The sequence below is a fragment of the Gilvibacter sediminis genome (genome assembly GCF_028561565.1).
GTDB lineage: Bacteria > Bacteroidota > Bacteroidia > Flavobacteriales > Flavobacteriaceae > Gilvibacter > Gilvibacter sediminis.
This window is the reverse complement of record NZ_JAQQTE010000001.1, coordinates 19,872-44,866: the sequence shown is the minus strand read 5'-3', so window position 1 is coordinate 44,866 and position 24,995 is coordinate 19,872. Positions and strand designations below refer to the sequence as shown.

At 44.7% G+C, this 24,995-nt stretch carries 15 protein-coding genes; 13 read left to right on the top strand and 2 right to left on the bottom strand.

All coding sequences use genetic code 11. From position 1 onward, the window contains the following. The first annotated feature begins 15 nt into the window (after positions 1-15). Both POW22_RS00165 and POW22_RS00160 read left to right on the top strand, forming a co-directional pair. The gene (locus tag POW22_RS00165) at positions 16-1,839 is read left to right on the top strand and encodes a cytochrome c oxidase subunit I (RefSeq protein WP_272830330.1); all 1,824 of its coding nucleotides are present in this window, start codon (positions 16-18) and stop codon (positions 1,837-1,839) included. A gap of 89 nt (positions 1,840-1,928) precedes the next feature. Beyond that, positions 1,929-3,335 carry an MATE family efflux transporter gene (locus POW22_RS00160; RefSeq protein ID WP_272830329.1) on the top strand — a complete coding sequence of 469 codons (1,407 nt, stop codon included), beginning with the start codon at positions 1,929-1,931 and terminating at the stop codon, positions 3,333-3,335. Here the strand turns inward: POW22_RS00160 and POW22_RS00155 are convergent. After that, positions 3,332-5,527: a DUF5916 domain-containing protein gene (locus tag POW22_RS00155; protein ID WP_272830327.1), complete on the bottom strand. Its 2,196-nt coding sequence runs from the start codon at positions 5,525-5,527 to the stop codon at positions 3,332-3,334. The genes POW22_RS00160 and POW22_RS00155 overlap by 4 nt on opposite strands. A 131-nt stretch (positions 5,528-5,658) precedes the next feature. On the opposite strand from POW22_RS00155, the gene ruvB reads away from it, so the two are divergent. From ruvB to POW22_RS00105, 11 genes are all read left to right on the top strand, one after another. Further along, complete coding sequence (gene ruvB, locus POW22_RS00150) at positions 5,659-6,681, top strand: Holliday junction branch migration DNA helicase RuvB (RefSeq protein ID WP_272830325.1); 1,023 nt, start codon at positions 5,659-5,661, stop codon at positions 6,679-6,681. Next, on the top strand, positions 6,681-8,021 hold the full coding sequence (locus POW22_RS00145; protein ID WP_272830324.1) for a cytochrome P450: 1,341 nt from the start codon (positions 6,681-6,683) through the stop codon (positions 8,019-8,021). The genes ruvB and POW22_RS00145 overlap by 1 nt, the downstream gene beginning before the upstream one ends. 1 nt (position 8,022) lies before the next feature. Then, a complete protein-coding gene (gene queG, locus POW22_RS00140; protein WP_272830322.1) occupies positions 8,023-8,964 on the top strand; it encodes a tRNA epoxyqueuosine(34) reductase QueG in 942 nt (313 codons plus the stop codon). An 86-nt stretch (positions 8,965-9,050) separates the two neighbouring features. Continuing rightward, on the top strand, positions 9,051-11,345 hold the full coding sequence (locus POW22_RS00135) for an NADP-dependent malic enzyme (protein ID WP_272830321.1): 2,295 nt from the start codon (positions 9,051-9,053) through the stop codon (positions 11,343-11,345). Between the two features lie 86 nt (positions 11,346-11,431). Next, on the top strand, positions 11,432-12,013 hold the full coding sequence (ruvA, locus tag POW22_RS00130; RefSeq protein ID WP_272830320.1) for a Holliday junction branch migration protein RuvA: 582 nt from the start codon (positions 11,432-11,434) through the stop codon (positions 12,011-12,013). 3 nt (positions 12,014-12,016) lie between these two features. Further along, positions 12,017-19,396, top strand: a complete 7,380-nt coding sequence (gene sov / locus POW22_RS00125; protein WP_419180988.1) for a T9SS outer membrane translocon Sov/SprA — start codon at positions 12,017-12,019, stop codon at positions 19,394-19,396. 27 nt (positions 19,397-19,423) lie between these two features. After that, a complete protein-coding gene (gene gcvH, locus POW22_RS00120) occupies positions 19,424-19,804 on the top strand; it encodes a glycine cleavage system protein GcvH (protein ID WP_272830318.1) in 381 nt (126 codons plus the stop codon). Beyond that, complete coding sequence (locus tag POW22_RS15420; protein WP_419180987.1) at positions 19,773-20,183, top strand: VanZ family protein; 411 nt, start codon at positions 19,773-19,775, stop codon at positions 20,181-20,183. The genes gcvH and POW22_RS15420 overlap by 32 nt, the downstream gene beginning before the upstream one ends. Before the next feature lie 55 nt (positions 20,184-20,238). Then, entirely contained in the window at positions 20,239-20,961 is a 723-nt protein-coding gene (locus POW22_RS00115; RefSeq protein ID WP_272830317.1) for an energy transducer TonB, read from the top strand. 145 nt (positions 20,962-21,106) lie between these two features. Then, positions 21,107-21,892: an energy transducer TonB gene (locus POW22_RS00110; protein ID WP_272830316.1), complete on the top strand. Its 786-nt coding sequence runs from the start codon at positions 21,107-21,109 to the stop codon at positions 21,890-21,892. Between the two features lie 81 nt (positions 21,893-21,973). Further along, positions 21,974-24,097 carry a gliding motility protein RemB gene (locus POW22_RS00105; RefSeq protein ID WP_272830313.1) on the top strand — a complete coding sequence of 708 codons (2,124 nt, stop codon included), beginning with the start codon at positions 21,974-21,976 and terminating at the stop codon, positions 24,095-24,097. Here POW22_RS00105 and POW22_RS00100 read toward each other — a convergent pair. Next, on the bottom strand, positions 24,094-24,984 hold the full coding sequence (locus tag POW22_RS00100) for an MBL fold metallo-hydrolase (RefSeq protein WP_272830312.1): 891 nt from the start codon (positions 24,982-24,984) through the stop codon (positions 24,094-24,096). The two genes, POW22_RS00105 and POW22_RS00100, sit on opposite strands and share 4 nt — an antisense overlap. Positions 24,985-24,995: the final 11 nt, after the last annotated feature.

The following is a 24,995-nucleotide window of genomic DNA, read 5'->3' as shown; positions in this document are numbered from 1 at the left end:
AGAATTTTTACAGGTATGTCAGCACAAGGATACGCACACCCGGTCACACATGATGAGCACGAGCATCATCACAAAGAAACCTTTATAACCAAGTACATCTTCAGTACGGATCACAAGATGATCTCTAAGCAGTACTTGATTACAGGGCTGTTTATGGGAATCATTGGTATAGCAATGTCATTGATCTTCCGTTTGCAGTTGGCTTGGCCAGATAAACAATTCACCATTTATGAAGTACTTCTTGGTAAATGGGGAGAGGACGGAATTATGGACCCCTCAGTATACTTAGCATTAGTTACGATCCACGGTACCATCATGGTATTCTTCGTACTAACGGCTGGATTGAGTGGTACATTCTCCAACCTTTTGATTCCATTACAGATCGGGGCCCGAGATATGGCCTCCGGATTCCTGAACATGGTTTCATACTGGTTATTCTTTATTTCGAGTGTCATCATGGTAATGTCTCTTTTTGTAGAAGCTGGACCAGCATCTGCAGGATGGACGGTATACCCACCACTTTCTGCTTTGCCACAGGCCATTCCAGGTTCTGGTGCAGGGATGACTTTATGGTTGGTATCCATGACGATCTTCATCGCTTCCTCACTATTAGGTTCACTGAACTATATCGTAACGGTACTTAACCTCAGAACAAAAGGTATGTCAATGACTCGTTTGCCGTTGACCATCTGGGCTTTCTTTGTAACTGCGATCATCGGTGTTATCTCTTTCCCAGTATTACTTTCTGCTGGACTTATGATGGTGATGGACAGAAGCTTCGGAACTTCATTCTTCCTGTCGGATATCTATATTGCAGGAGAGGTGTTACACAATCAAGGAGGTTCTCCAGTATTGTTTGAGCACTTGTTCTGGTTCCTAGGCCACCCAGAGGTATATATTGTACTGCTACCGGCCTTGGGTATCACTTCGGAAGTAATTGCGACCAACGCTCGTAAACCGATCTTCGGTTACCGTGCCATGGTTGCTTCGATTTTGGCTATCGCATTCTTATCAACGATTGTATGGGGTCACCACATGTTTATCTCAGGGATGAATCCATTCCTAGGATCGGTATTTACCTTTACAACCTTGCTTATCGCGATTCCATCCGCAGTAAAAGCATTTAACTATATCACGACCCTCTGGAAGGGTAATTTGCAGCTCAACCCGGCGATGCTATTCTCCATTGGATTGGTATCTACTTTCATCACTGGAGGTTTGACCGGTATCATCTTGGGTGACTCTGCACTAGATATTAACGTACACGATACTTACTTTGTGGTAGCTCACTTCCACTTAGTAATGGGTATCTCTGCACTCTACGGACTATTTGCTGGGGTTTACCACTGGTTCCCTAAGATGTTCGAAGGCCGCATGATGAACAAGAACTTGGGTTATGTCCACTTCTGGATTACCGCAATTGGAGCTTATGGGGTATTCTTCCCAATGCACTTTATCGGTATGGCGGGACTACCAAGACGTTACTACACGAACTCTGCTTTCCCATACTTTGACGACTTGGCAGACGTAAACGTAGTGATCTCCATCTTTGCCTTTATCACAGGAGCTGCGCAGTTGGTATTCTTGTACAACTTTATCCACTCCATGTTCTACGGTAAGAAAGGACCTAAGAACCCATGGAACTCTAACACACTAGAATGGACTGCAGAAGTGAAGCACATTCACGGTAACTGGGATGGACCAATTCCAGAAGTACACCGTTGGGCTTACGATTACAGTAAACTGAACAAAGACGAGTCAGATTACGTGATCCCAGGACAAGACTTCGCGCCGCAGCACATTCCACTTCAAGACAATGAAGAAGAAATGAATCACTAAGATAAGTATCCTTAGTAATCTTAAAACCCTTCCACTCCGGAAGGGTTTTTTGTTATATTTAACCTCCTTCAACCAACTAACACAACATTATGGAGACCGCCAAAAAAGGCCTGGGGTACTATTTTAAGCTCCTGGGCGAAGCTGTAAAGGGCAGTCAACAAGACTTTACAACTGGCAGTATTCGCAAAGCGATCTTTATGCTTTCCGTACCTATGGTATTGGAAATGATGATGGAGTCTATCTTCTTTTTGGTGGATGCCTATTTTGTGTCGAGTTTAGGTGCAAACGCTATTGCTACCGTAGGATTGACCGAGTCTGTACTCACTTTGGTCTATGCCATAGCTATTGGACTCAGTATGGGAGTTACAGCCATTGTAGCTCGTCGAATTGGTGAAAAGCAAGTAGAAGGAGCACGAAGAACTGCTGTTCAGGCCATCATGCTCGGAGTGCTCGTTGCCGCGCTTATCAGTGCCATTGGTATACTTTTTCCTAAGGATATTTTAAGGCTGATGGGCGGAGCGCCAGACCTGGTAGAAGAAGGCTACCGTTTCACGCAGATCCTTTTGGGTGGTAACGTCACCATCATGCTGCTGTTCTTGATCAATGCGGTCTTTAGAGGCGCAGGAGATGCTGCTGTTGCCATGCGTGTGCTGATCTTTTCCAATGTCTTGAATATTATTTTGGATCCGCTACTGATATTTGGTTGGGGGCCTGTTCCCGGCTTTGGGGTACAAGGTGCGGCCATTGCAACCACAATCGGTCGCGGAAGTGCGGTGATCTTTCAATTATTGATCCTCTTCTATGGATGGAGTCGAATTAAAGTCGGCTTTAAGGACCTAATGATTCGAGGTTCAGAAATGATCAATCTGGTCAAAGTGTCTTTAGGCGGCATTGGGCAATTTATTATTGGCACCTCTAGTTGGGTATTTCTGATGCGCATCATGGCAGAATTCGGTGCAGAAGTACTTGCGGGTTACACCATAGCAATTCGCGTTTTAATGTTTACACTCATGCCTTCTTGGGGAATGAGTAATGCCGCCGCGACCTTGGTAGGTCAAAACTTAGGAGCTGGTAATCCGGAGCGGGCGGCTAAATCTGTTTGGAAGACCGGAAAGTACAATGCCGTTTTTATGGTCTTTGTTTCTATCTTCTATTTGATTTTTGCCGAATGGATCCTAAAGATCTTTAGTGAGGATCCAGAAGTGATCGCTAATGGTGCCTTAAGTTTGCGCATCATTGCTGCTGGTTATGTGTGCTATGCTTATGGAATGGTGGTTATTCAGGCTTTTAATGGGGCAGGAGACACCCAAACTCCAACGGTGATCAATTTCTTTTGTTTTTGGTTGTTTCAGTTGCCTTTTGCCTATGCGGCTGCTCTTTATTTTGAGATGGGCCCATTAGGCGTATTGTTGGCCATTACACTCGCGGAGGTTTTGATTGCTGCAGTGGGAGTCATTTGGTTCCGAAAAGGAAAGTGGAAGCAAGTAAAGGTTTAGAGGTACAACCAGTAGGTCAACTTTAGGTTGATGGTTCTAAAGCGCGGTGCAAAGACATCATCGGTAAAGTAGTTGTCGTTATAAACCAAGAACAGATCCGAGAGTGGAGCAAAGCGCCACTGTAAACGGGAGTTGATCCCTAAATTCCCTTGATTGGAATTGTATTGAATAAAGGTCGCCCAGAAAAGCGATTTGTTAAAGGTCACGTCAATCCTAGGTCCAATAAGCCAAAGCTCGTTATCTGAATACGGCTCCGGCAGGTTGATCTTATCATAGCGTCCTTCTGCTGATAAGGTCAAATAGGGTTGCAAGCGCAGGTTTAGATCCAAGCGCTGGGTGTAGATCGATCCGTTAAAGAAGCCTCCAAAAGTACTTCTCACATTAAAGAAAAAGGACTTTCTATTGTCGGATCTATATTCCAGATCAAAAGAGGTGTATTCGTATTCAGAATTCGCAGGCAAGGGAACCCCATCTGCCAATGATGGGTCAAATTCATCAAAGAGAAACACGTATTGGTTACGCATGGTAGCCTGAATGTTTGAGGTATTCTTCAGTTCAGCTTCCCAGCGCGAGATCAGAAAATAATCGGCCAACTGGAAATCCAGATTCGGTCGCCAGATCACTACGGGGGTAAAGCTAAAGATGTGTCTATTGATGGCCCCTTTTTTAGGAAACCACAAATGTTCAATTTGTGGATTAATTTTAAAGATGTCCTTTCGTCTAACGAATCCAAGGTCAGAATTAAAGTCTTCCCCAACAAAAACCCCACTAGCTCTTATGCGCCATTTGCGAGAGTTGTATTGAATACGAGCTCCGGCAGAGTAGTCGTCATCTCCGGTATTGCGTTTAAAGGATTTGTGAGTGAAAAATTTTCCACTCCAACTGTTGTCTACATTAGCCAAGTTGTAATCCAGACCTACAACGCGGTTGTATTCGTCTTCAGGATCTAAAAAAGCCTCGTCGCCTGTGGCTTGTCTGTTTATAAATAACGCGCTGATGTTTGATCGGCTAAACACCCTGTGCTGTAGCGCCACCACCATATTGTTGTTACCAGAGATCTCGTTGGCTTCGTCTGCAGCAGTTTGCATATTGAGGAAACCAATTCTAAAATCGTTATTGACTTTTCCGCTGAGTCGCGTTCCGGCAATGATATCGTTTTGGATGGTGTTGTCATCCAGATCTCGTGCAATTCCGATACGTCTGGAGAAGAATGGATTGGCGTCTCTGGAATCTCCAAAGTCGGCAAAGAGGTCGTTATTTTCAATAAAGAATTGTCTGCGCTCCGGTAAGTTCACCTCAAAACGCGATAGGTTAGTGACCTGTTGATCCACTTCCACTTGAGAGAAGTCAGGATTAATGGTCACGTCTAAATTCAGACTGTTCCAAAGCGTAAAACGCGCATCACCACCCACTTTAAACTCGCTAAAAGGATCGTCAATGTCATAATCCTTGCCGACTAAACCGTTTACATAAGGAATGATAGAAATTGGACTCTTTGAGTTTCCAAGAGGCTTCTCAAAGATCATATCACCCATATAGGCAAGGTTAAAAATGAATTGATTTTGCGGTATTCTGATCCAGGTGGTACGCTCATTATCTTGCGTGTCGAACATATAAGAATTAAAACGCCAACGGGTTTCACCCTCGTTGTATTTAAATGCCGATAGTGGAATGGCCCACTCACAGATGTAATAGCCGTCGTATTTTTTAGTTTCACCAACCCATTTGGTATCCCAGCTCGTGGTAAACCCACGCAATTCCGTACCGCCTCCAGAAACTAAAGCTTCGCGCAATACGCCTTCCGGGTTTGAACCGAATAAAAAGGCGTTGACTCCGTCGTTAAAGGTGTCAAACATCAAGGTGATATTATCACTACCTCCAGCTCTAAAGTCACGTCGCAGTGAAGGAACTATATAATCGTCTCCAATGGCTTCTACTTTGATGCCCACATAGAGTTTGCGGTCATCAAACATAAACTTGATCTCGGTTTGGTTGCGGGCTTGAATGCTGTCGGTTGGGAAATATTGCCAGAAATTGGTCGCTGGCTCCGCAGTTTGCCAGGCCGGTTCATCCAGCACGGCGTCTACGGTAATTTCTTCGGAAATGTATTTGACCGTGACATCCTTGGTTTGGGCCACAGTTTGAAATACAGTCAAAAGCGCGATGTAAGTGGTAATTAGATTACTTCGCATGTTAATGGTCGGTTGTGGAGCGAAATTACCAAATAATATTCCCTCAAACCGAGGTATTAACAGTCCTTTGTGATTTCAAATTAAGGCCTCCGCCACGTGCTTCGCAAAACCCAAGTTCGTATATTTGTTATATGAACGAGCACCTGGACCCAAGCGGGGAACATTTTACTCCAGAAGAACAAGATGTAGAACGCAAATTGCGGCCGCTGGCCTTTGATGACTTTACAGGCCAATCTCAGGTACTCGACAACTTAAAGATCTTTGTTGAGGCGGCAAATCTGCGCGATGAAGCCTTGGATCACACCTTGTTTCACGGACCTCCAGGACTGGGTAAAACCACCTTGGCTCATATTTTGGCCAATGAGTTGGACGTAAGCATTACGGTAACCTCTGGACCTGTTTTGGATAAACCTGGAGATCTTGCAGGGCTGCTGACCAATCTGGATGAACGCGATGTACTATTTATAGACGAGATTCACCGTCTAAGCCCCATTGTGGAAGAGTATCTCTATTCTGCAATGGAGGATTATAAGATCGATATCATGATCGAGACTGGTCCCAATGCTAGAACGGTACAGATCAATTTGAATCCTTTTACCCTTGTTGGTGCCACCACTCGTTCCGGCTTGTTAACAGCTCCCATGCGTGCGCGTTTCGGGATCTCTTCTCGCCTGGAATACTACAAGACCGAATTGCTTACCACCATTATTGAGCGCAGTGCAGGTATTTTGAAAGTCCCCATCACCATGGAAGCGGCAATTGAGATCGCAGGACGTAGTCGTGGGACTCCGCGAATTGCCAATGCTCTTTTGCGTCGCGTGCGTGACTTTGCGCAGATCAAAGGCAACGGTACCATCGACATAAAAATTGCCAAATACGCCTTAGAAGCCTTGAATGTAGATGCTCATGGCTTGGATGAAATGGACAATAAGATCTTGGCAACCATCATTGATAAATTCAAGGGAGGTCCTGTGGGGATCACCACTTTGGCCACGGCAGTATCAGAATCTGGAGAAACTATTGAAGAGGTCTACGAGCCTTTCTTGATCCAACAAGGATTTATTGTCAGAACCCCGCGAGGCCGAGAAGTTACAGAAGCTGCTTACAAACACTTGGGCCGTGAGCGCGGCGCTACTCAAGGCGGATTATTTTGATGAAACAAACGGGTCTCAAAGAGTTTCCAACCGTAAGCTTCTTAAGATTCTTAAGACATGCTTCCAATATTGTAAAGAATCCACTTCCGTTTCACAATGCCAACTTCAAACGCTTGGGCGATTCCTTTGAGCTTAAGATCGGTCCTAAAGCAACGGTCATATTTTCCAAGAATGCGGAGTATTTGAGGTATACGCTTCAAAAAAACCAAAGGAATTATACCAAAAGTAAGATCCAAACTAAGGATCTCGCCAAGTACGTGGGTCGTGGGTTGTTAACTGCAGAGGGTGATCATTGGCAGCGGCAACGCAAATTAATTCAACCCGCTTTTCACAAAAAGCAATTGCAGTATTTGTTAGACACCATGCAAACGGTAATCGCTAAAGAGCTTCAGAATATTCAATTGAATCAAGCGGCAAACATTCACGGTGTTTTCAATGACTTGGCTTTTCAAACCGTGATCAAAACACTTTTCAGTGGCGGAGTGACCTCGGAGCAGATTGCCCAATTGCAGCGCACCACAGAAGAAGCTCAGCAAATGATGGTCAAAGAGCTGCGCCAACCCTTTCTGGTTTGGTGGTTTAAGAGCAGTGGTAAAATTCAAAAGCATTTAGACGCCGTAGGTGAAGCGCGTGATATGCTCAAAGGACTTGTTAACCAGCGTCGCGAAAGCGGTAAACGATATGATGATCTCTTGGATATGCTTTTGGATGCGCGTTACGAGGATGGAACGGAGATCGCGGAAGAGCAACTTATTGATGAGATCCTAATTCTATTTGTGGCCGGGCATGAGACTACCTCCAATGCATTGACTTTTACCTGTGAGCTTTTGGCCAGACATCCAGAGGCATTGAAGAAAGTGCGAGAAGAGGCTGTGCGACTGAGTAGTTCTGGTGAAGATATTATGAGTATGCTAAAAGGCGCTACCTATATCCAACAAGTGCTGCAAGAATCCATGCGCTTGTATCCTCCTGCCTATTTTATTGATCGTGTAAATTATGAGGAAGATCAGCTCGGAGCCTATCGATTGCCTAAGGATTCTACAGTGCTCTTTTCTGTTTACGAGATTCACCGTTCCGAGACTTATTGGGAACGTCCTTTGGAGTTTGATCCAGATCGATTTGATCCACAGCAACCCAGACAACACAGTGATTACTATTTTCCTTTTGGAGCCGGTCCCAGAATGTGTATTGGGAATAACTTTGCCATGTATGAGATGATCTTGGCGCTGATCCAGCTTTTCAGCCAACATACCATCGAACACAAAAAGTCGCCCATCGACATTAGGCCGCTCATCACTTTAAAACCAAAAGATGCTATCTTAGTATTTCGAGCATCTTAGATTGGACAACAAGCAAAATACATACGCGGACATTATAAAAACCCACGCTAAACGATTGGGCTTTTTGAGCTGTGGTATTAGCAAGGCTGAATTTCTTGAAGCCGAGGCGCCTCGCTTAGAAAAATGGCTACGCGATGGTATGCACGGCAAAATGGCCTATATGGAGAACCATTTTGACAAGCGTTTGGACCCAAGTCTATTGGTTCTCGGTGCCAAAAGTGTGGTTTCTTTGCTGTTCAATTACTATCCAGAAGAGGAGCAACGCAAAGATTCTTTTAAGATCTCTAAATACGCCTATGGCGAAGACTATCATTATGTGGTCAAAGACAAACTCAAAGAATTGATGCATTGTATCCAAGAGGAGATCGGTGAGGTCGGTGGGCGTGTCTTTGTGGATTCTGCACCAGTTCTGGATAAGGCTTGGGCGGCTAAAAGCGGTTTGGGATGGATTGGAAAGCACAGCAACCTGCTCAGCAAGAAAACAGGAAGTTTCTTTTTTGTAGCTGAATTGATCATTGACTTGGAGTTGACCTATGATCACCCTGTGACCGATCACTGCGGATCCTGCACCGCTTGTATTGATGCTTGCCCAACCCAAGCGATCATCAAACCTTACGTAGTGGACGGCAGCAAATGTATTTCTTATGCCACCATTGAACTCAAAGATTCCATTCCGTCAGATTTCTCAGGGCAAATGGACGATTGGATGTTTGGATGTGATGTTTGCCAAGACGTCTGCCCGTGGAATCGCTTCAGTAAAGCGCATAATGAACCGAGGTTTAAACCCAAACCTCAATTGCTTCAAAATGATAGAGCAGCTTGGAAGGAACTTACCGAGGAGGTCTTTGGAGAAATCTTTAAGAAAAGCGCCGTGAAACGTACCAAGTTCTCTGGCCTTCAGCGCAACATTGCCTTCTTAAGCTCACAGCAATCTCAGCAATAGATCAAAAATCCCTTCAAATTCAACGTATTTGCCTAGAGGATTGGTAAATTTGTAACTTCAATTTCATTGTAAAAAACCCCTCTGGGATGAGTAAAGCCACAAAGCGCCAAGAAGCGCTAAACTACCACGCCAAACCACAACCCGGTAAAATAGAAGTAATCCCCACCAAAAAATACAGCACCCAACGCGATCTGTCGTTGGCCTATTCTCCTGGAGTCGCTGAACCTTGTATGGAGATTGAAAAGGACAAAGCCAACAACTACAAATACACCAATAAAGGAAACTTAGTAGCGGTGATCTCCAACGGTACAGCCGTATTAGGTTTAGGGAATATTGGTCCCGAGGCCTCTAAACCTGTTATGGAAGGGAAGGGCTTGCTCTTTAAGATTTTTGCGGGGATTGACGTTTTTGATATTGAAATTGACACCGAGAACATCGATGAATTCATCGATACGGTAAAACGTATTTCGCCAACCTTTGGTGGGATCAACTTAGAAGACATTAAGGCTCCAGAGGCCTTTGAGATTGAGGCGCGTCTCAAAGAGGAATTGGATATTCCAATCATGCATGACGATCAGCACGGAACGGCCATCATTTCTACGGCCGCTTTGCTAAACGCTTTAGAGATTGCGGAGAAAGAAATTGGTGAAGTGCGAATAGTGATCTCGGGAGCTGGTGCTGCTGCGGTAAGTTGCACGCGAATGTATATTGCCTGCGGTGTTAAGCCAGAGAATATTGTGATGCTTGACTCTAAAGGGGTGATCCGACAAGATCGCGAAGGACTCACCAAAGAAAAGAAGGAGTTCGCTACAGCACGCAAAATAGATACTTTGGATGAGGCGCTTGTAGACGCTGATGTGTTTGTGGGACTTTCTATTGGAAACATTGTAAGCCCAGAGATGCTGCAAACCATGGCCGCAAAGCCGATCGTATTTGCCCTGGCCAATCCGGATCCAGAGATCGCCTATGACTTGGCTTGCAAAACCAGAGATGATATCATTATGGCTACCGGTCGTAGTGATCATCCGAATCAAGTAAATAACGTGCTCGGATTCCCATTCATCTTTAGGGGAGCTTTGGATGTTCGCGCTACAAAGATCAACGAAGAAATGAAGATGGCTGCAGCTTTAGCCTTGGCCGAACTCACCAAGCAACCGGTTCCGGAGCAGGTGAATATCGCTTATGGCGAGACGCGATTGAACTTCGGAAAGGACTACATCATACCAAAACCATTTGATCCAAGACTCATTACCGCTATTCCTCCGGCTGTAGCCAAAGCAGCAATGGAGAGTGGAGTGGCTACTGCGCCAATTGATGATTGGCAAGCTTATGAAGATGAATTGTTGGCCCGAATGGGGAACGATAACAAGATCACTCGTTTGCTATTGAATCGTGCGCGAACCAATCCTAAAAAGATCGTCTTTGCAGAAGCTGATCACTTAGACGTCTTGAAAGCTGCACAAATTGTTTTTGAAGAAGGAATTGCCACCCCGATCCTCTTAGGGCGAAAGGCAACGATCAAAGAACTGATGGCAGAGATAGGTTTTGAAGCTGAGGTGGATATCATTGATCCAAAAGCAGATGATGCCTTGCCGCTTTTAAAGTCCTACGCCAAGACCTTTTGGCAAAAGCGACGCAGAAACGGTATCACGCTTTACGATGCTGAAAAGCTGATGCGTGAGCGCAACTACTTTGCTTGCATGATGGTCAATGAAGGCGATGCAGAAGGTTTGATCTCTGGTTATTCCAGAGCATACTCCTCTGTAGTGCGCCCGGTGATTGAGACCATTGGCCGTTTTGATGGTGTGGACAAGGTAGCCACCACCAACTTGATGCTGACCAAACGCGGACCGCTGTTCATCTCAGATACAGCGATCAACATTGATCCGTCTGCAGAAGATCTGGCCAAGATCGCTCATATGACGGCGTATACCATGAAAATGTTTGGTGTCAATCCAACCATGGCCATGGTGTCTTACAACAACTTCGGAACTTCCAAACATCCTTCCTCAGAAAAGGTGAGAAAGGCCGTGGAGATCTTGCACAGAGATGTGCCGCAACTTTGCGTAGATGGAGGATTGCAAACAGACTTTGCGCTCAATCCAGAAATGAGAGGGGATAAGTATCCGTTCTCTAAATTGGGCAAGAAAAAGGTCAACGCTTTGATCTTCCCTAATTTGGATGCTGCCAACAGCAATTACAAACTGCTCAAAGAGTTTGACGATGCCGATTCCATCGGTCCAATTATGCTCGGTTTAAAGAAGCCTGCCCACATCCTTCAATTGGGTGCTACCGTGGAGGAAATTGTCAATATGGTCGCCGTTGTTGTAATTGATGCTCAGCAAAAGGAAAAGCGGGCAAAAGAGCAGGCTAAAAAGTAGTCCAAAACCCCTGTATTTTTAACGGAAATTCGCGCTAGTCAATGTGAATAATTATGCTATATTTGGGTTTTTATCAGAGTTAGCGAATGATCACCCATCTCAAGGGAAGACTAGTAGAAAAATCCCCTACCGCTGTTGTTGTGGAATGCAACGGTGTAGGCTATGAGGCTCATATCTCACTACACACCTTTTCTTTACTCCCTGAATCGGAAAATGTAAAGCTCTATACCCACATGATGGTGCGGGAAGATTCGCATACGCTCTACGGATTTTTCGAACCTTCGGAACGCGAAATCTTCAAACTTTTGATCTCTGTTTCAGGCGTTGGAGCCAGTACAGCAAGAACCATGCTGTCCTCGCTGCCCCCTAAACAAGTTCAGGAAGCCATTGCCACGGGTAACGTAGCGGTTATCCAAGGCGTTAAAGGAATTGGCGCAAAAACGGCACAACGTGTCATCCTGGATTTGAAGGACAAGATCTTGAAAGTATTTGCAATGGAAGATGTTTCGGACTTTTCGAGCAATACGAATAGAGATGAAGCGTTATCTGCTTTAGAGACTCTTGGTTTTAGTCGGAAACAGACCGATAAGGTGCTGTCTAAGATCGTCCAAGAGGATCCAAATGCGAGCGTTGAATCCATCATCAAACTAGCTTTAAAAAACTTATAACAATTGAACAGGGAAAATTACCGCAAGGCACGGCTGCTTAAGGGCCTGATATTCCTTTTTAGCATACTAACCACCGCGACCTCACTGGCACAGGACCCAACAGAGACTGTTACGGACTCTACAAAAACAGGTTTTGTCATGGGACGTATGGAGCTGCCCACCAATAGCGTGGAGGACTCCTACACTTACGACCCAATTACAGATCGATATATCTACACGCAAAAGGTTGGTTCTTTTAATATCACCTATCCAACCATTTTAACACCAGAGGAATATCACGATTTGGTACTGCAAGAGTCCATGCGTGATTATTTCAAAACCAAGATCGACGCGGCAGACGGTAAAAAAGAAGGTTCAGAAGAGGACCAAAAGAATTTATTGCCCAACTTTTACGTGAACTCAAACTTTTTTGAGACCGTATTTGGAGGCAACACCATAGAAGTAATTCCACAGGGTTCGATAGAGATGGATCTCGGACTCTTGTTCACCAAGCAGGATAATCCTGCGTTCTCTCCGAGAAACAGAAGCAATCTCACCTTTGATTTTGACCAGCGCATTTCCCTGAGCTTGCTGGGTAAAGTAGGTAAGCGTCTGCAAGTAACGGCGAATTACGACACAGAATCGACCTTTGATTTCCAAAATCAGATTAAGTTAGAATACACTCCAACAGAAGATGATATTGTTCGCAAAATTGAGGTGGGTAACGTGGCTTTGCCTTTAAATACCAGTTTGATCACTGGAGCACAATCGCTTTTTGGTGTGAAGACCGAATTGCAATTCGGTAAAACCCGAATCACTGGAGTATTCTCAGAACAGCAGTCTGAAACTCGAACTGTAGTTGCAGAAGGTGGTGCTACCGTGACCGACTTTGAGATCTTTGCTTTGGACTATGACGAGGATCGTCACTTCTTCCTTTCGCAATACTTTAGAGATCGATACGACGCGAACTTGGAACAGTATCCGTTCATCAACACGCAGATTCAGATCACGCGTGCAGAAGTTTGGGTAACCAACCGTACACAGAATACAGAGAACGTAAGAAACATTGTTGCGCTTCAGGATCTGGGAGAATCAGATCCGGATAAGATCGGTTTATTGACTGTGCCACCAAGCTTTATCAATGCCGGGCCAACAGCATTTCCAGACAACTCCAACAACGATTTCAATCCTTTTGGAATTAACGGACCGGAGGAGAGCATTTTAAACGATGCGATTCGTGATGTAGCTTCTGTGGAAGCTGGATTTGGAGGTTTGCCGGTGCGTGAAGGAATTGATTACGCCAAGCAAGAGAATGCTCGTAAACTGCAACCAAACGAATATACCTTACACCCAAAGCTCGGTTATGTATCATTGAGCCAGCGCTTGAGTAACGATGAGGTTTTGGCTGTTGCTTTCCAGTACACCATTAACGGACGTGTTTATCAGGTTGGGGAATTCTCCAACGACGGGGTGAACTCTACAGGTACTAATCCTGATGACGATATGGACGGGATTCCAAACATTGCCGATGTGGACATCAACGGCGATGGGGTGGATGACAACGGAACCGATAGTGACGGAGACGGAATCAACGATACTAGCGACGTGGATCAGACTGGTGGGAATGATGTGAACGTAGATGGTATTGATGATAATATTGTCTTTGCAGAAGGTTCTCCGCAGAATTTGATCCTAAAACTTTTGAAGAGTAATATCATCAATGTAGAAACCCCTACCTGGGATCTGATGATGAAAAACATCTATAGTCTTGGTGCTTTCCAATTGGAGCGCGATGACTTTAGAATGAACATTTTATATACGGATCCTTCTCCGCTGAACTACATTACTCCAGCGCCAGGAGGTGAAGGGATCTTCCCAGAAGACCTCAATCAAACTACACTTTTAAGAGTATTTGATCTGGATCAGTTGAACTACAACAATGACCCGGTTCAAGGCGGTGACGGATTCTTTGACTTTGTGCCTGGACTTACCGTGGATCAACAAAACGGAACCATCATCTTTACCAAGGTGGAACCTTTTGGGGAATACCTCTTTAACGAGTTGAAGGAATCTCCGGGTTCTCCAGAGAACTATGATGTGGAGTCTACCTATAACGCCAACCAGAATCAGTATGTATTTAGAGAGCTTTATGCCTCTACAAAGACCTTTGCTGAGCAGAATGCGAGTGAGAAGAACAAATTCCAACTTAAAGGACGCTACAAGTCGTCAGCAGGTGATGGGATCCCAATTGGAGGGTTCAATATTCCACAGGGATCAGTTACTGTAACTGCTGGAGGTCGCGTTTTGGTTGAAGGTGTTGACTATACGGTAAACTATCAATTGGGACGTGTACAGATCTTGGATCAGGCCTTGTTGAATAGCAACACCCCAATTGAGATCACTACGGAGAACAACTCCGTCTTTGGACAACAAACTCGTCGTTTTACGGGATTGAATATTGAGCACCAATTCAACGAGAACTTCTTGGTTGGAGCTACCTATTTGAATTTGAACGAGCGGCCAATTACTCAAAAAGCGAATTACAGCTACGAGCCGATCAACAATACCATTGTAGGGCTTAACGCGAACTACTCCACCCAGGTTCCATTCCTAACACGAATGGTCAATCACCTGCCAAACATTGACACAGACGTAGAGTCTAATGTTTCGCTTCGTGGTGAATTCGCCTACCTCTTTGCAGGGGCACCTAAAGTGAGCAACTTTGGAGGAACAGTCACTACCTATGTAGATGACTTTGAAGGCGCACAAACGGCTTTAGATATCAAAACGCCATTGAGCTGGTTCCTTTCCAGTACGCCAGTTGGTTTTGGTGGAGAATTGCCAAACGGAGATCTAGCATACAACTACAACAGAGCAAAATTAGCTTGGTATACCATTGACCCGGTCTTTTACAGCCGTCAGCGTCCGGATGGAATTACCGATGACGACCTTTCTAGCTTTGCAACCCGTCGTGTTTTTATTGACGAGATCTTTCCAGAGGTTGATATTGTACAAGGGCAAACTCAGGCTTTGTTCTCATTGGACTTGGCGTACTTCCCGTCAGAACGTGGGCCGTATAACTACAACCCGGTAGCGGGAGGAACCAATACACTTCCTGATCCGGGAAGCCGTTTTGGAGGTATTTCCCGTCAATTGACCTCTACCGATTTTGAACGTACCAATGTGGAGTACATTCAGTTTTGGTTGATGGACCCGTATGCGCATGACGAAACACTTTCGGATCGCGGAACTTTGACCTTCAACTTGGGGAATATTTCCGAAGATATCTTGAAAGATGGACGCAAGCAATACGAGAACGGACTTCCGGCAGATGGAGGAACAGCCAATACCATTCCAACGGTTTACGGTAAGGTGCCTTCGCAACAATCATTGATCTATACCTTTGATACAACAGGGCCGGATCGCGAAAATCAGGATATTGGATATGACGGTATTAACGATGCCGGGGAGGCCGCAAATTTCCCAGCTTTTGCCAGTTTAGAAGATCCTGCGAATGACAACTATGTATTCTTCCTGCAAGCAGAAGGGAACATCATTGATCGCTACAAACAATACAACGGTAACGAAGGAAACTCACCAGAGACCGTAACCAATACCAACCGAGGTGCCACACCGCAACCGGATGTGGAAGATATCAACCGAGATAACACCATGAACACGGTAGACAGTTACTTCGAGTATGAAGTACCGATCTATCCTGGAATGAGTGTGGAGAATAATACGGGTACTAACGGTGCTTCTCAGGATTTCATTACCGACGTTAAAGAACTGACCGTAACCCTGGAGAACAACACGGACATTCCAGTGCGTTGGATCCAGTATAAGATTCCAATTAGCGCTCCAGACCGAGCGATCAATGGTATTGCAGATTTCAGATCGATCCGATTCATGCGTATGTTTCTATCGGATTTCCAAGAGAACACCGTACTGCGTTTTGGAACCTTAGACTTGGTTCGCGGAGACTACCGTCGTTATTTAGAAACCCTACAAGCCGATGGCGAGCCTAATGAAGGTGATGACACCCTCTTTGAAACTGAGGCTGTTAGTATCGAACAAAACGAGAATCGTGTGCCGATTCCATACGTATTGCCTCCGGGAGTACAACGTGAAGAATTGGTCAATAACAACAACAATATTCGTCAGAATGAGCAGTCGCTTTCCATTAGGGTAGTGGGGCTCGAACCTGATGACGGTCGTGCGGTCTACAAGAATTTCAATGTAGATATGCGTCAGTACAAGAACTTAGAGATGTTCTTGCACGCTGAATCCATCCAAACGGAGACTCCACTGGCCGACGGTGAAATGGTAGCCTTCATGCGAATGGGTAATGACCTTTCGCAGAACTATTACGAGATTCAGATTCCGCTGAATACGACTTCCTTCGGGACATCAGATCCAGAAGCTATTTGGCCTATTGAAAACCGTTTGAACCTTCCGTTGACCTTACTGCAAGAAGTAAAAGCTCGTGCAAATGAGTTGAGAACCTCTGCAGCAGATGAGATCTTCTTTACCGAGAGCGAATTGGGCGGTGATGTTGGACCAGAGAACGAGATGCGTATTGGTATTAAAGGTAATCCGAGTTTCGGTGCGGTACGTACCATCATGCTCGGTTTGAAAAACCAATCCAACCGCGAGATCGCAGGGGAAGTTTGGTTTAATGAACTGCGCCTTTCAGACCTAGAAAACAGTGGAGGTTGGGCTGCTATTGCCAATATGGACGCCAATATTGCTGATTTTGCAACGGTTAGCGCAAGCGGACAACGTTCAACCATTGGATTTGGATCCCTAGAACAAGGACCTTTAGAGCGTAGCCTAGAAGATGTTCAGTCATACGATTTAGTTACGAATGTGAACCTGGGACAACTGTTGCCGAATACTTGGGGAATCCAGTTGCCATTCAACTACGGAAGATCCGAACAATTGGTTACGCCAAAGTATGACCCGCAATTCTTGGATGTAGAGTTGGATACCAGTATTGAAAATGCTGATGATCCCGATGCGAGAAAGCGTCAATCGACAGAATACACCAAAAGAGAGAGTATCAACTTTATCGGGGTGCGTAAAGACCGAACCACTGATAAGACGCCAATGCCTTATGATGTAGAGAACTTTACCTTCTCCTACAGTTATAACGAAGAGAATCACCGCGACTTTGAGGTCGAGGAGGCCTTGAGTCAGAATGTGAATTTGGGAGGTACCTATAATTTCAATTTCCCGCAAAAAAGCTTTGAACCGTTTAAGAAGAGCGATTCGCTCTTTAGAGGCCGATACTGGAGATTCCTAAAAGATCTCAACGTAAATTATCTGCCGACCAGTCTTACGGTGAACTCCAACTTCATGCGTCAGTTCAACTCGCAGAAGTTTAGAGAGGTCATTGGAGCCCAAGACGATGGAAACATTGAATTGCCCGTATTGTATCAGCGTAATTACACCTTTGATTTCCAATTCACTTTGAATTATAATCTGACTAAATCTTTGCGTTTCAATTTCAACTCGAACCGCAACAACTTTGTCAATAATTTCTTGAACGATGGAGGGCTCATAGACGATCCGGATGCCGGCGTCTGGGACGGCTTCTTTGACTTAGGAGAACCCAACCGACATTTTCAATCCTTGCAGCTCAATTACGATCTGCCGTTCAATAAGTTCCCATTCTTGGAATTCATTAGGGCAACCTATTCCTATACCGGGGATTATCAATGGCAAGACGGATCGGACTTGTTTGATAATATTACCATTACTACTTCTGACGGGGTTCAAGACACGTACAACTTAGGTAACTCTATTCAGAATGCAAGTACGCACCGAATCAATTCAACGCTTGATTTCACGAGTTTTTACCGTTATTTAGGGATCAAGAAAAAGCAGGCTCCATCTGATGATGATAGCAAAGGCGGCGCGAATCCCTCTGTGTTCAGTAATGGAGGAGGAAAAGGCGGCAATGCTGGAGGCGGAGTGGCCGGAGCACCTCCAGGAGCTGGAGGGGCAGACCCAGACGCTGCTAAACCAAAGTCTAGATTGTCTGCAGGAGATCAGGCCTTGAATACGGTAATTGGTATTGTGACAGGATTGAAACGCGCGCAGTTCAACTATCAGGAGAACCGCGGTACCTTCCTTCCTGGATATTTACAGTCTATTGGGTTCATTGGAACATTAAAGCCAACCACTGGATTCGTATTTGGTGGACAGGCAGATGTTCGAGCACTTGCGGCTCGTAAAGGATGGTTAACCATCTTCCCAGAATTTAACCAGCAGTATACGACCACCAAGAACAATCAACTGGACTACCAGATGACTTTTGAGTTCTTGCCAGACCTTAAGATCGATCTTAATGGTAATCGTACCCTGTCTGAGTCTTATGCGGAGAACTATATTATTGAAGACGGACTTTACCGTTCGTTGACGCCGAATACTTTTGGAAACTTCAACATTTCAACCATGTTGATCCGAACGGCTTTCCAAAGCAGCGATGAATTCAACTCTCAGACCTTTGATCAATTTAGAAGCAATCGTCTAATTGTGGCCAACCGTTTGGCTCGTGATTTCTACGGCACCGATGATTTCCCAACCGATCCGTCTACAGGCTTCCCTGTTGGATTCGGAAGAAACAATCAAGAAGTACTCTTACCGGCGTTCTTATCGGCTTATACGGGTCAAGACGCCAATGACGTTCGTAAAGGACTCTTTAGAGATGTGCCTCTGCCAAACTGGGATATTAAGTACACCGGTCTGATGCGTTTAAAATGGTTCAAAAAGAACTTTAAGCGTTTCTCTATCCAGCACGGATATCGCGCCGGATATACAGTAAACCAGTTCCAAAGCAACTTGGACTTCAATGAGGCCAATCCAACGGAGGTAGATCAAGCAGGAAACTTTAAAAACCGATTGATCCTTTCTAACGTAAACCTTACTGAGCAGTTCAGTCCATTGATCAAGCTAGATTTTGAGATGAAGAACTCGGTGAAAGTTTTGGCTGAGGTTCGAACGGATCGTGCATTATCTTTGAGCTTTGCAAACAACTTATTGACAGAGATCCAAGGAACAGAATACATTGTAGGGCTTGGATACCGCATCAAGGATTTACGCATTGGAACCAATTTTGGTGGCAAGAAGAAGATCCTTAAGAGTGATTTGAACTTCAAGCTAGACGCTTCTATTCGCGACAATAAAACAATCATTCGTTACCTGGATATTGCAAACAACCAAGTAACTGCGGGACAGACCATTTACGGTTTACAATTTACTGCGGATTACGCCTTGAGCAAGAATTTGACCGCCTTGTTCTACTACGATCACACCTTCTCGGAATACGCGATTTCTACCGCCTTCCCACAGACGACGATCAGAACAGGTTTGACCTTGCGTTATAATTTTGGAAACTAAATACTATCAAATAATACCATTGTTGAAATGAACATACCAGCCAATCTCAAATACACTAAAGATCACGAGTGGGTTTCAATTGAAGGAGACGTTGCCACCGTTGGGATTACTGACTTTGCCCAGGGAGAGCTTGGGGACATTGTTTATGTAGAAGTAGAAACAGTAGACGAAACCTTAGATAAAGATGAGGTTTTCGGTACGGTAGAGGCAGTGAAGACTGTATCTGACCTTTTCTTGCCACTTTCTGGTGAGATCATTGAGTTCAACGAATCCTTGGAGGATGCTCCAGAAACGGTGAATTCAGATCCTTACGGAGACGGGTGGATGATCAAGGTAAAGATCAGTGACACGTCAGAAGTAGAAGAATTGCTTGACGATGCCGGATATAAAGCCTTGGTTGACGCCTAGATTTCTACTCGCGCTTGCACTGATTTATTCAGCCTTTCTAACGCTAGTCTCTATTCTGGAAAAGACGGATCTTCCAAAGGTTCCCATGTTTCCATTTCAAGATAAAGTGGCGCATTTTGTTGCTTACGCTGGCCTGGCCGTGCTCTGGGGTGCCTATTGGTTGCGCAGAAGCACACCGAGCTTTTGGAAGCCCTACCTTTTGGTCCTTTTAATCAGCTCTTTTATTTATGGTACAATAATTGAGTTTTTACAGGCACAGATCACCCAAAGTAGAAGCGCTGATCCTTATGATGTAGTAGCAAATACCGTGGGAATGTTCATTGGCGCGACTGCAATTTTTTATTTGCGATCAAAAGTCGGGTTAAATAACAAAGTTTAATTTTTTTTGCGCTAGAAATTCTATATTTTAGCGTGCATATTAATTCAGAAACGCAATGGAACCGAAGAAAAATCCTAAAGCAGATTTACGTAAAAGAAGTATCTACTTCTTTCAGATCGGAATGATTGTAATGCTTTTACTGGCATGGCAGGCCATAGAGTATAAGACTTACGACAAAGACGCCTTGGCTCTAGATCAACTGGAACTCGACGAAGAATTCGAAGAGGAAGTACCAGTGACTGAAATTCAGAACCAACCTCCACCACCTCCACCGCCACCACCGGCACCAGAGGTTATCGACATCGTAGAAGATGAAGAAGACGTAGAGGAGACGGTAATTGAATCTACTGAAACAGATCAGGAAGAAGAGATCGTTGAGATCGAAGAGATCGAAGAAGTAGAGGAGGAAGTTATCGCAGACGTTCCTTTTGCAGTAATTGAAAACGTACCAATTTATCCAGGTTGTGAAAACGCTGGAAACAATGATGCGAAGAAAAAATGTATGTCTGAAAAGATCAGCAAGTTCGTAAACAAGAAGTTCGATACCGAACTAGCAGGAGAACTTGGTCTTTCAGGACGTCAGCGTATCGCAGTACAGTTTAAGATTGACCGCAACGGAAACGTTGTAAATGTGCGTGCTCGTGCACCACACCCAAGACTGGAGCAAGAAGCTATCAAAGTAGTACAAGGACTTCCAAAAATGACCCCAGGAAAGCAGCGTGGAAAAGCTGTAGGGGTATTGTACTCACTACCGATTCTTTTTGCCGTACAGGATTAATTTCTAAAAAGTTTCAACCAAATAGATCCCGCTCTGCCAGCGGGATTTTTTTTTGGCATCAATCTTGTATGTTAAAAACTTTAACATATCAATGCTGGGCTAAGTACTAGCCGATTCAGCTCAGTGTTTCTAAAAGTCAGTAGTCATGAAACAAAATGCCAAAAACACAGACACTAACCAACTGACTTCCATCCAAAAAAAACGCCAGGTAAATTTGCGTTGGAACCACACGCGAAATTTTCAATTTGGTCTGATCTTTAGCTTGCTGTTTGTCCTTTTTGTGGTCGAAACAGTTCGTATTGAAATTAAGGAGATACCCATCACGTATACCGATGATTCGGATGATGAGGTGTTTACTATGACGGATTTTATTGTAGAAACTGTAAAACCTAAGGTAGAACCTGTGGCCAAAGTAGAGCCGCCTAAACAGGTCCGCGACGTTATTGAGGTGGTCAAAAATGATGTGGCCACTACCGTAACGCCAAACATCAGTACGGATCCGCCTGTTGTAGAGGTGAGCCCGGGAGCCAATTTGGTCAAAGGGGATCCCCCTAAGGAGGAACCACCAACACCGATCTACATCAACAATGTAATGCAGATCCCAACCTTTCCAGGTTGTGATGCTGGCGCGGATCGTGAAGAGCAATTGGAATGCTTTACGCGTATGACCCACAAATTTGTGCAACGCCGCTTTGATTATGATATCGGTGCCGAAGAGAACCTTTCTGGGAAGGTTCGAATTGCGTGTCAGTTCACCATCGGTCCAGATGGTGTGGTTACCGATATTAAGGTCAGGACAGCAAATGACGCTTTGCGTGATGAAGCCATTAAGGTCATCAAAAAGCTGCCCCAGATGAATCCAGGGATGCATCAGGGAAAAAGTGTCCCCGTGATCTTTTCACTGCCGATCATCTTTCAGATACAAGATTAATTGAAGTCCCGCCTCCTTGGCGGGATTTCTACTTTTAGGATTCTCAAAAAAACGTATCTTTCGACAGCCTATCTACGTTTTATGAATTTACCGCTGCGCTCACTCCTCGTTTTACTGCTGTTAACTACATATTCGCTAAAGGCGCAAGAAGCGCTATCAGATATTGAAAAGTATCCCGTCTTTGAGTCTTGTGAAGGACAAAGTGGTGCTGCATTGGCCGATTGTTTCAACGCCACATTGCAACAGTTCTTTTACGAAAATTTCAAAACACCAGAGATAATTGGTGAGGAGAATTACTCAGGAGTAATGGTCTCTCTTTTAGAGGTTACTGCAGAAGGTGAGTTCAAGGTTTTGTACACAGAGGCGGCCTATCAGGAATTGAAGGACGAGGTAAAACGCGTCTTTGGTGAATTGCCAAAAATTGAACCGGCTACTTACAACGCTAAACCCACCTATGTACAATTCCAGTTTAGTGTAAACCTTCCATTACAAGCTCCGCAGATCACACAGACCACTGCATCTGCGTCAAATACAGGCACTACAGATTCAGATGATACCAGTCTTGTGGTAGTGCAAGATCAGTTCAATACAGAATATGAGGATATCAAAAGTTTTCCTTATCAGAATGAAGAGTACACCAGTCAGCTGAACATTCCGCTTTCCCATCAGAATTACGCCATGTTTGATCCAGCCATGAATCAAGTCGGCATAAACAACCACACCGCTCAGAAACCTTATGTGTATGAGGAGGTGAATAAATACTACAATTTTGAAGCTGCCAATCAGAAGCTACTCAAAAAGAAGTCCTCTTGGCTGGGTAGAAAATGGTGGAATGAGCATATGGGAATTGTAAAGGGTGAAGACTATTGGTTCACCATTGACCCCGGAGTGGATCTTCAAGTAGGACGTGGAGACGGCGTGGATACCTATAACAATACCCGTTTGGTATATTTTCAAGGTGGATTGGGCAAAAAACTGAACTTCTTTGCGGCGGTCTATGAAAGTCAAGGGCGTTTTGCAGGTTATTTTAATCGTTATGCGGAGTCGCTCCGTCCTGACGGAGGGAACCCTGCCATTATTCCCGGGCGTAATATTGCCGAGCCTTTTAGAACGGATTCTTATGATTATCCCGTGGCTGAGGGTTATTTGTCCTATGCGCCGAGCCAGCATTTCAACATTCAACTGGGACACGGAAAGAATTTTATTGGGGATGGTTACCGCTCTTTACTTCTGAGTGACAACGCTTCTCCATATCCTTATTTACGCTTGAACACCAATTTCTGGAAGCTCAAATACACCAATACGTGGATGTCGCTGCGCGATGTACGTTCTGAGGTGACCTTGGACGGTTCCTTTAGAACCAAATACATGGCCAACCATTATTTGAGTATCAATGTGACCAAACGCTTGAATATAGGTCTGTTTGAAGCTGTTATGTGGGAAAACGATAACGATCGCGGCTTTGATCTCAACTATTTGAATCCGGTGATCTTTTACAGAGCCATTGAGTTTACAACCGGTTCCCGCGGAGGAAACGCCATTATTGGTTTGAGCGGAAAATATAAGTTCTCAGATCAGATCAACGCCTACAGCCAAGTGGTTATAGATGAATTCTCTTCTGGAGATGTTTTTGGCGGCGATCAAAGCTGGAAGAACAAACTCGGTTTTCAATTGGGGGCCAAGTACTACAATGCTTTTGGGGTGAAGAATCTTTATCTGCAGGCAGAATACAACCAAGTGCGTCCTTATACTTATTCACACAATACCATTGTGCTCAACTACGGGCATCAAAATCAACCCATGGCGCACCTTTGGGGTGCTAACTTCAGAGAAGGGATCTTAATTGCGCGTTATTTTAACGGGCGTTGGTTTGGATCGGCTAAATTGACCTTTGGGGAGCGCGGTTTTGATTTCAACACTACAGAGGATTCCTTTTACTATGGAGGCGATATTTACCGTGATGAGGCCGACCGACCTTTTGACACGGGTATTGAGATCGGGCAAGGGAATACGACCTCGGTTTTTATCGGAGAATTTCAAGGCGGATATTTGATCAATCCGGCTACCAACCTAAAAGTCTATGCTTCGCTTTTGTTCCGTGATTTTACTCCAGATGTGGATACGGCTACGGAGTTCGCTTCAAGTTCCACTTGGTTTAACCTTGGGATCCGTACAGACCTCTTCAATTGGTACTTTGACTTCTAAGGCTGTTTTTTCAGGCTTTTATAAAGCGTTTCGCGCATGCGCTGTGGATTGATGAATCCACTACCAAAGCCCTGAGCGTCGTATTCGGCGGTGATGCTTTCATCAGCCACAAATTCTTCAAAGCTCATTCCGGCATTGATGGCTCTAAGCGAATTCTCTTTGAGCCCTTCTAGCATTTTCATAAAGGCCATATAGTCTGCTCGGGTGGCTAAAGGACCGTGACCCGGAATGATCTTGGTGTCCTCGTCTACCAGCATCATACCGCGTTTTACTGCTGCGAGATAACCTTCTACAGATCCGCCGGAATTCAAATCGATATACGGATAGCGTCCGTTGAAAAAGGTATCGCCGGTGTGCAGAACATTGCTTTGCGTAAAGTAGAGTAGGGAATCTCCATCGGTATGTGCATTACCCACGTGAAGGATCACCACTTCTTCTCCATTGATATAAATAGACATCTGCGTTTTATAAGTGATCACTGGTAGAGCTTCCTGTGGTCTATCGTTCCCGTTTCTATCTGGTTGTTCAAGGCGCTTACGAACATTTTTATGAGCAACTATGGTGGCGCCAGCGCGTTGCATATTAGCGTTCCCGCCCGAATGATCTCCGTGATAGTGCGTGTTGGCAACATATTGCAGCGGTGCATCGCTAAGGGCTTTAATGGCGGCCAAGATTTTTTCTGATAAAGGCGCAAACTGATCGTCAATTACAAAGACCCCATCGGCTCCAATAGAAACTCCAATGTTTCCACCGCGACCTTCTAACATATAAACCGGTCCATTTACAGGAATTGTTTTGATAGTTACATCGGCCATGTCTTGGCCAAAACTTAAAGCGCTCATGGCCATAAAGCACACTAAGAAATACTGTCGGATCCGCATTTTCATGTTTTTTGGTT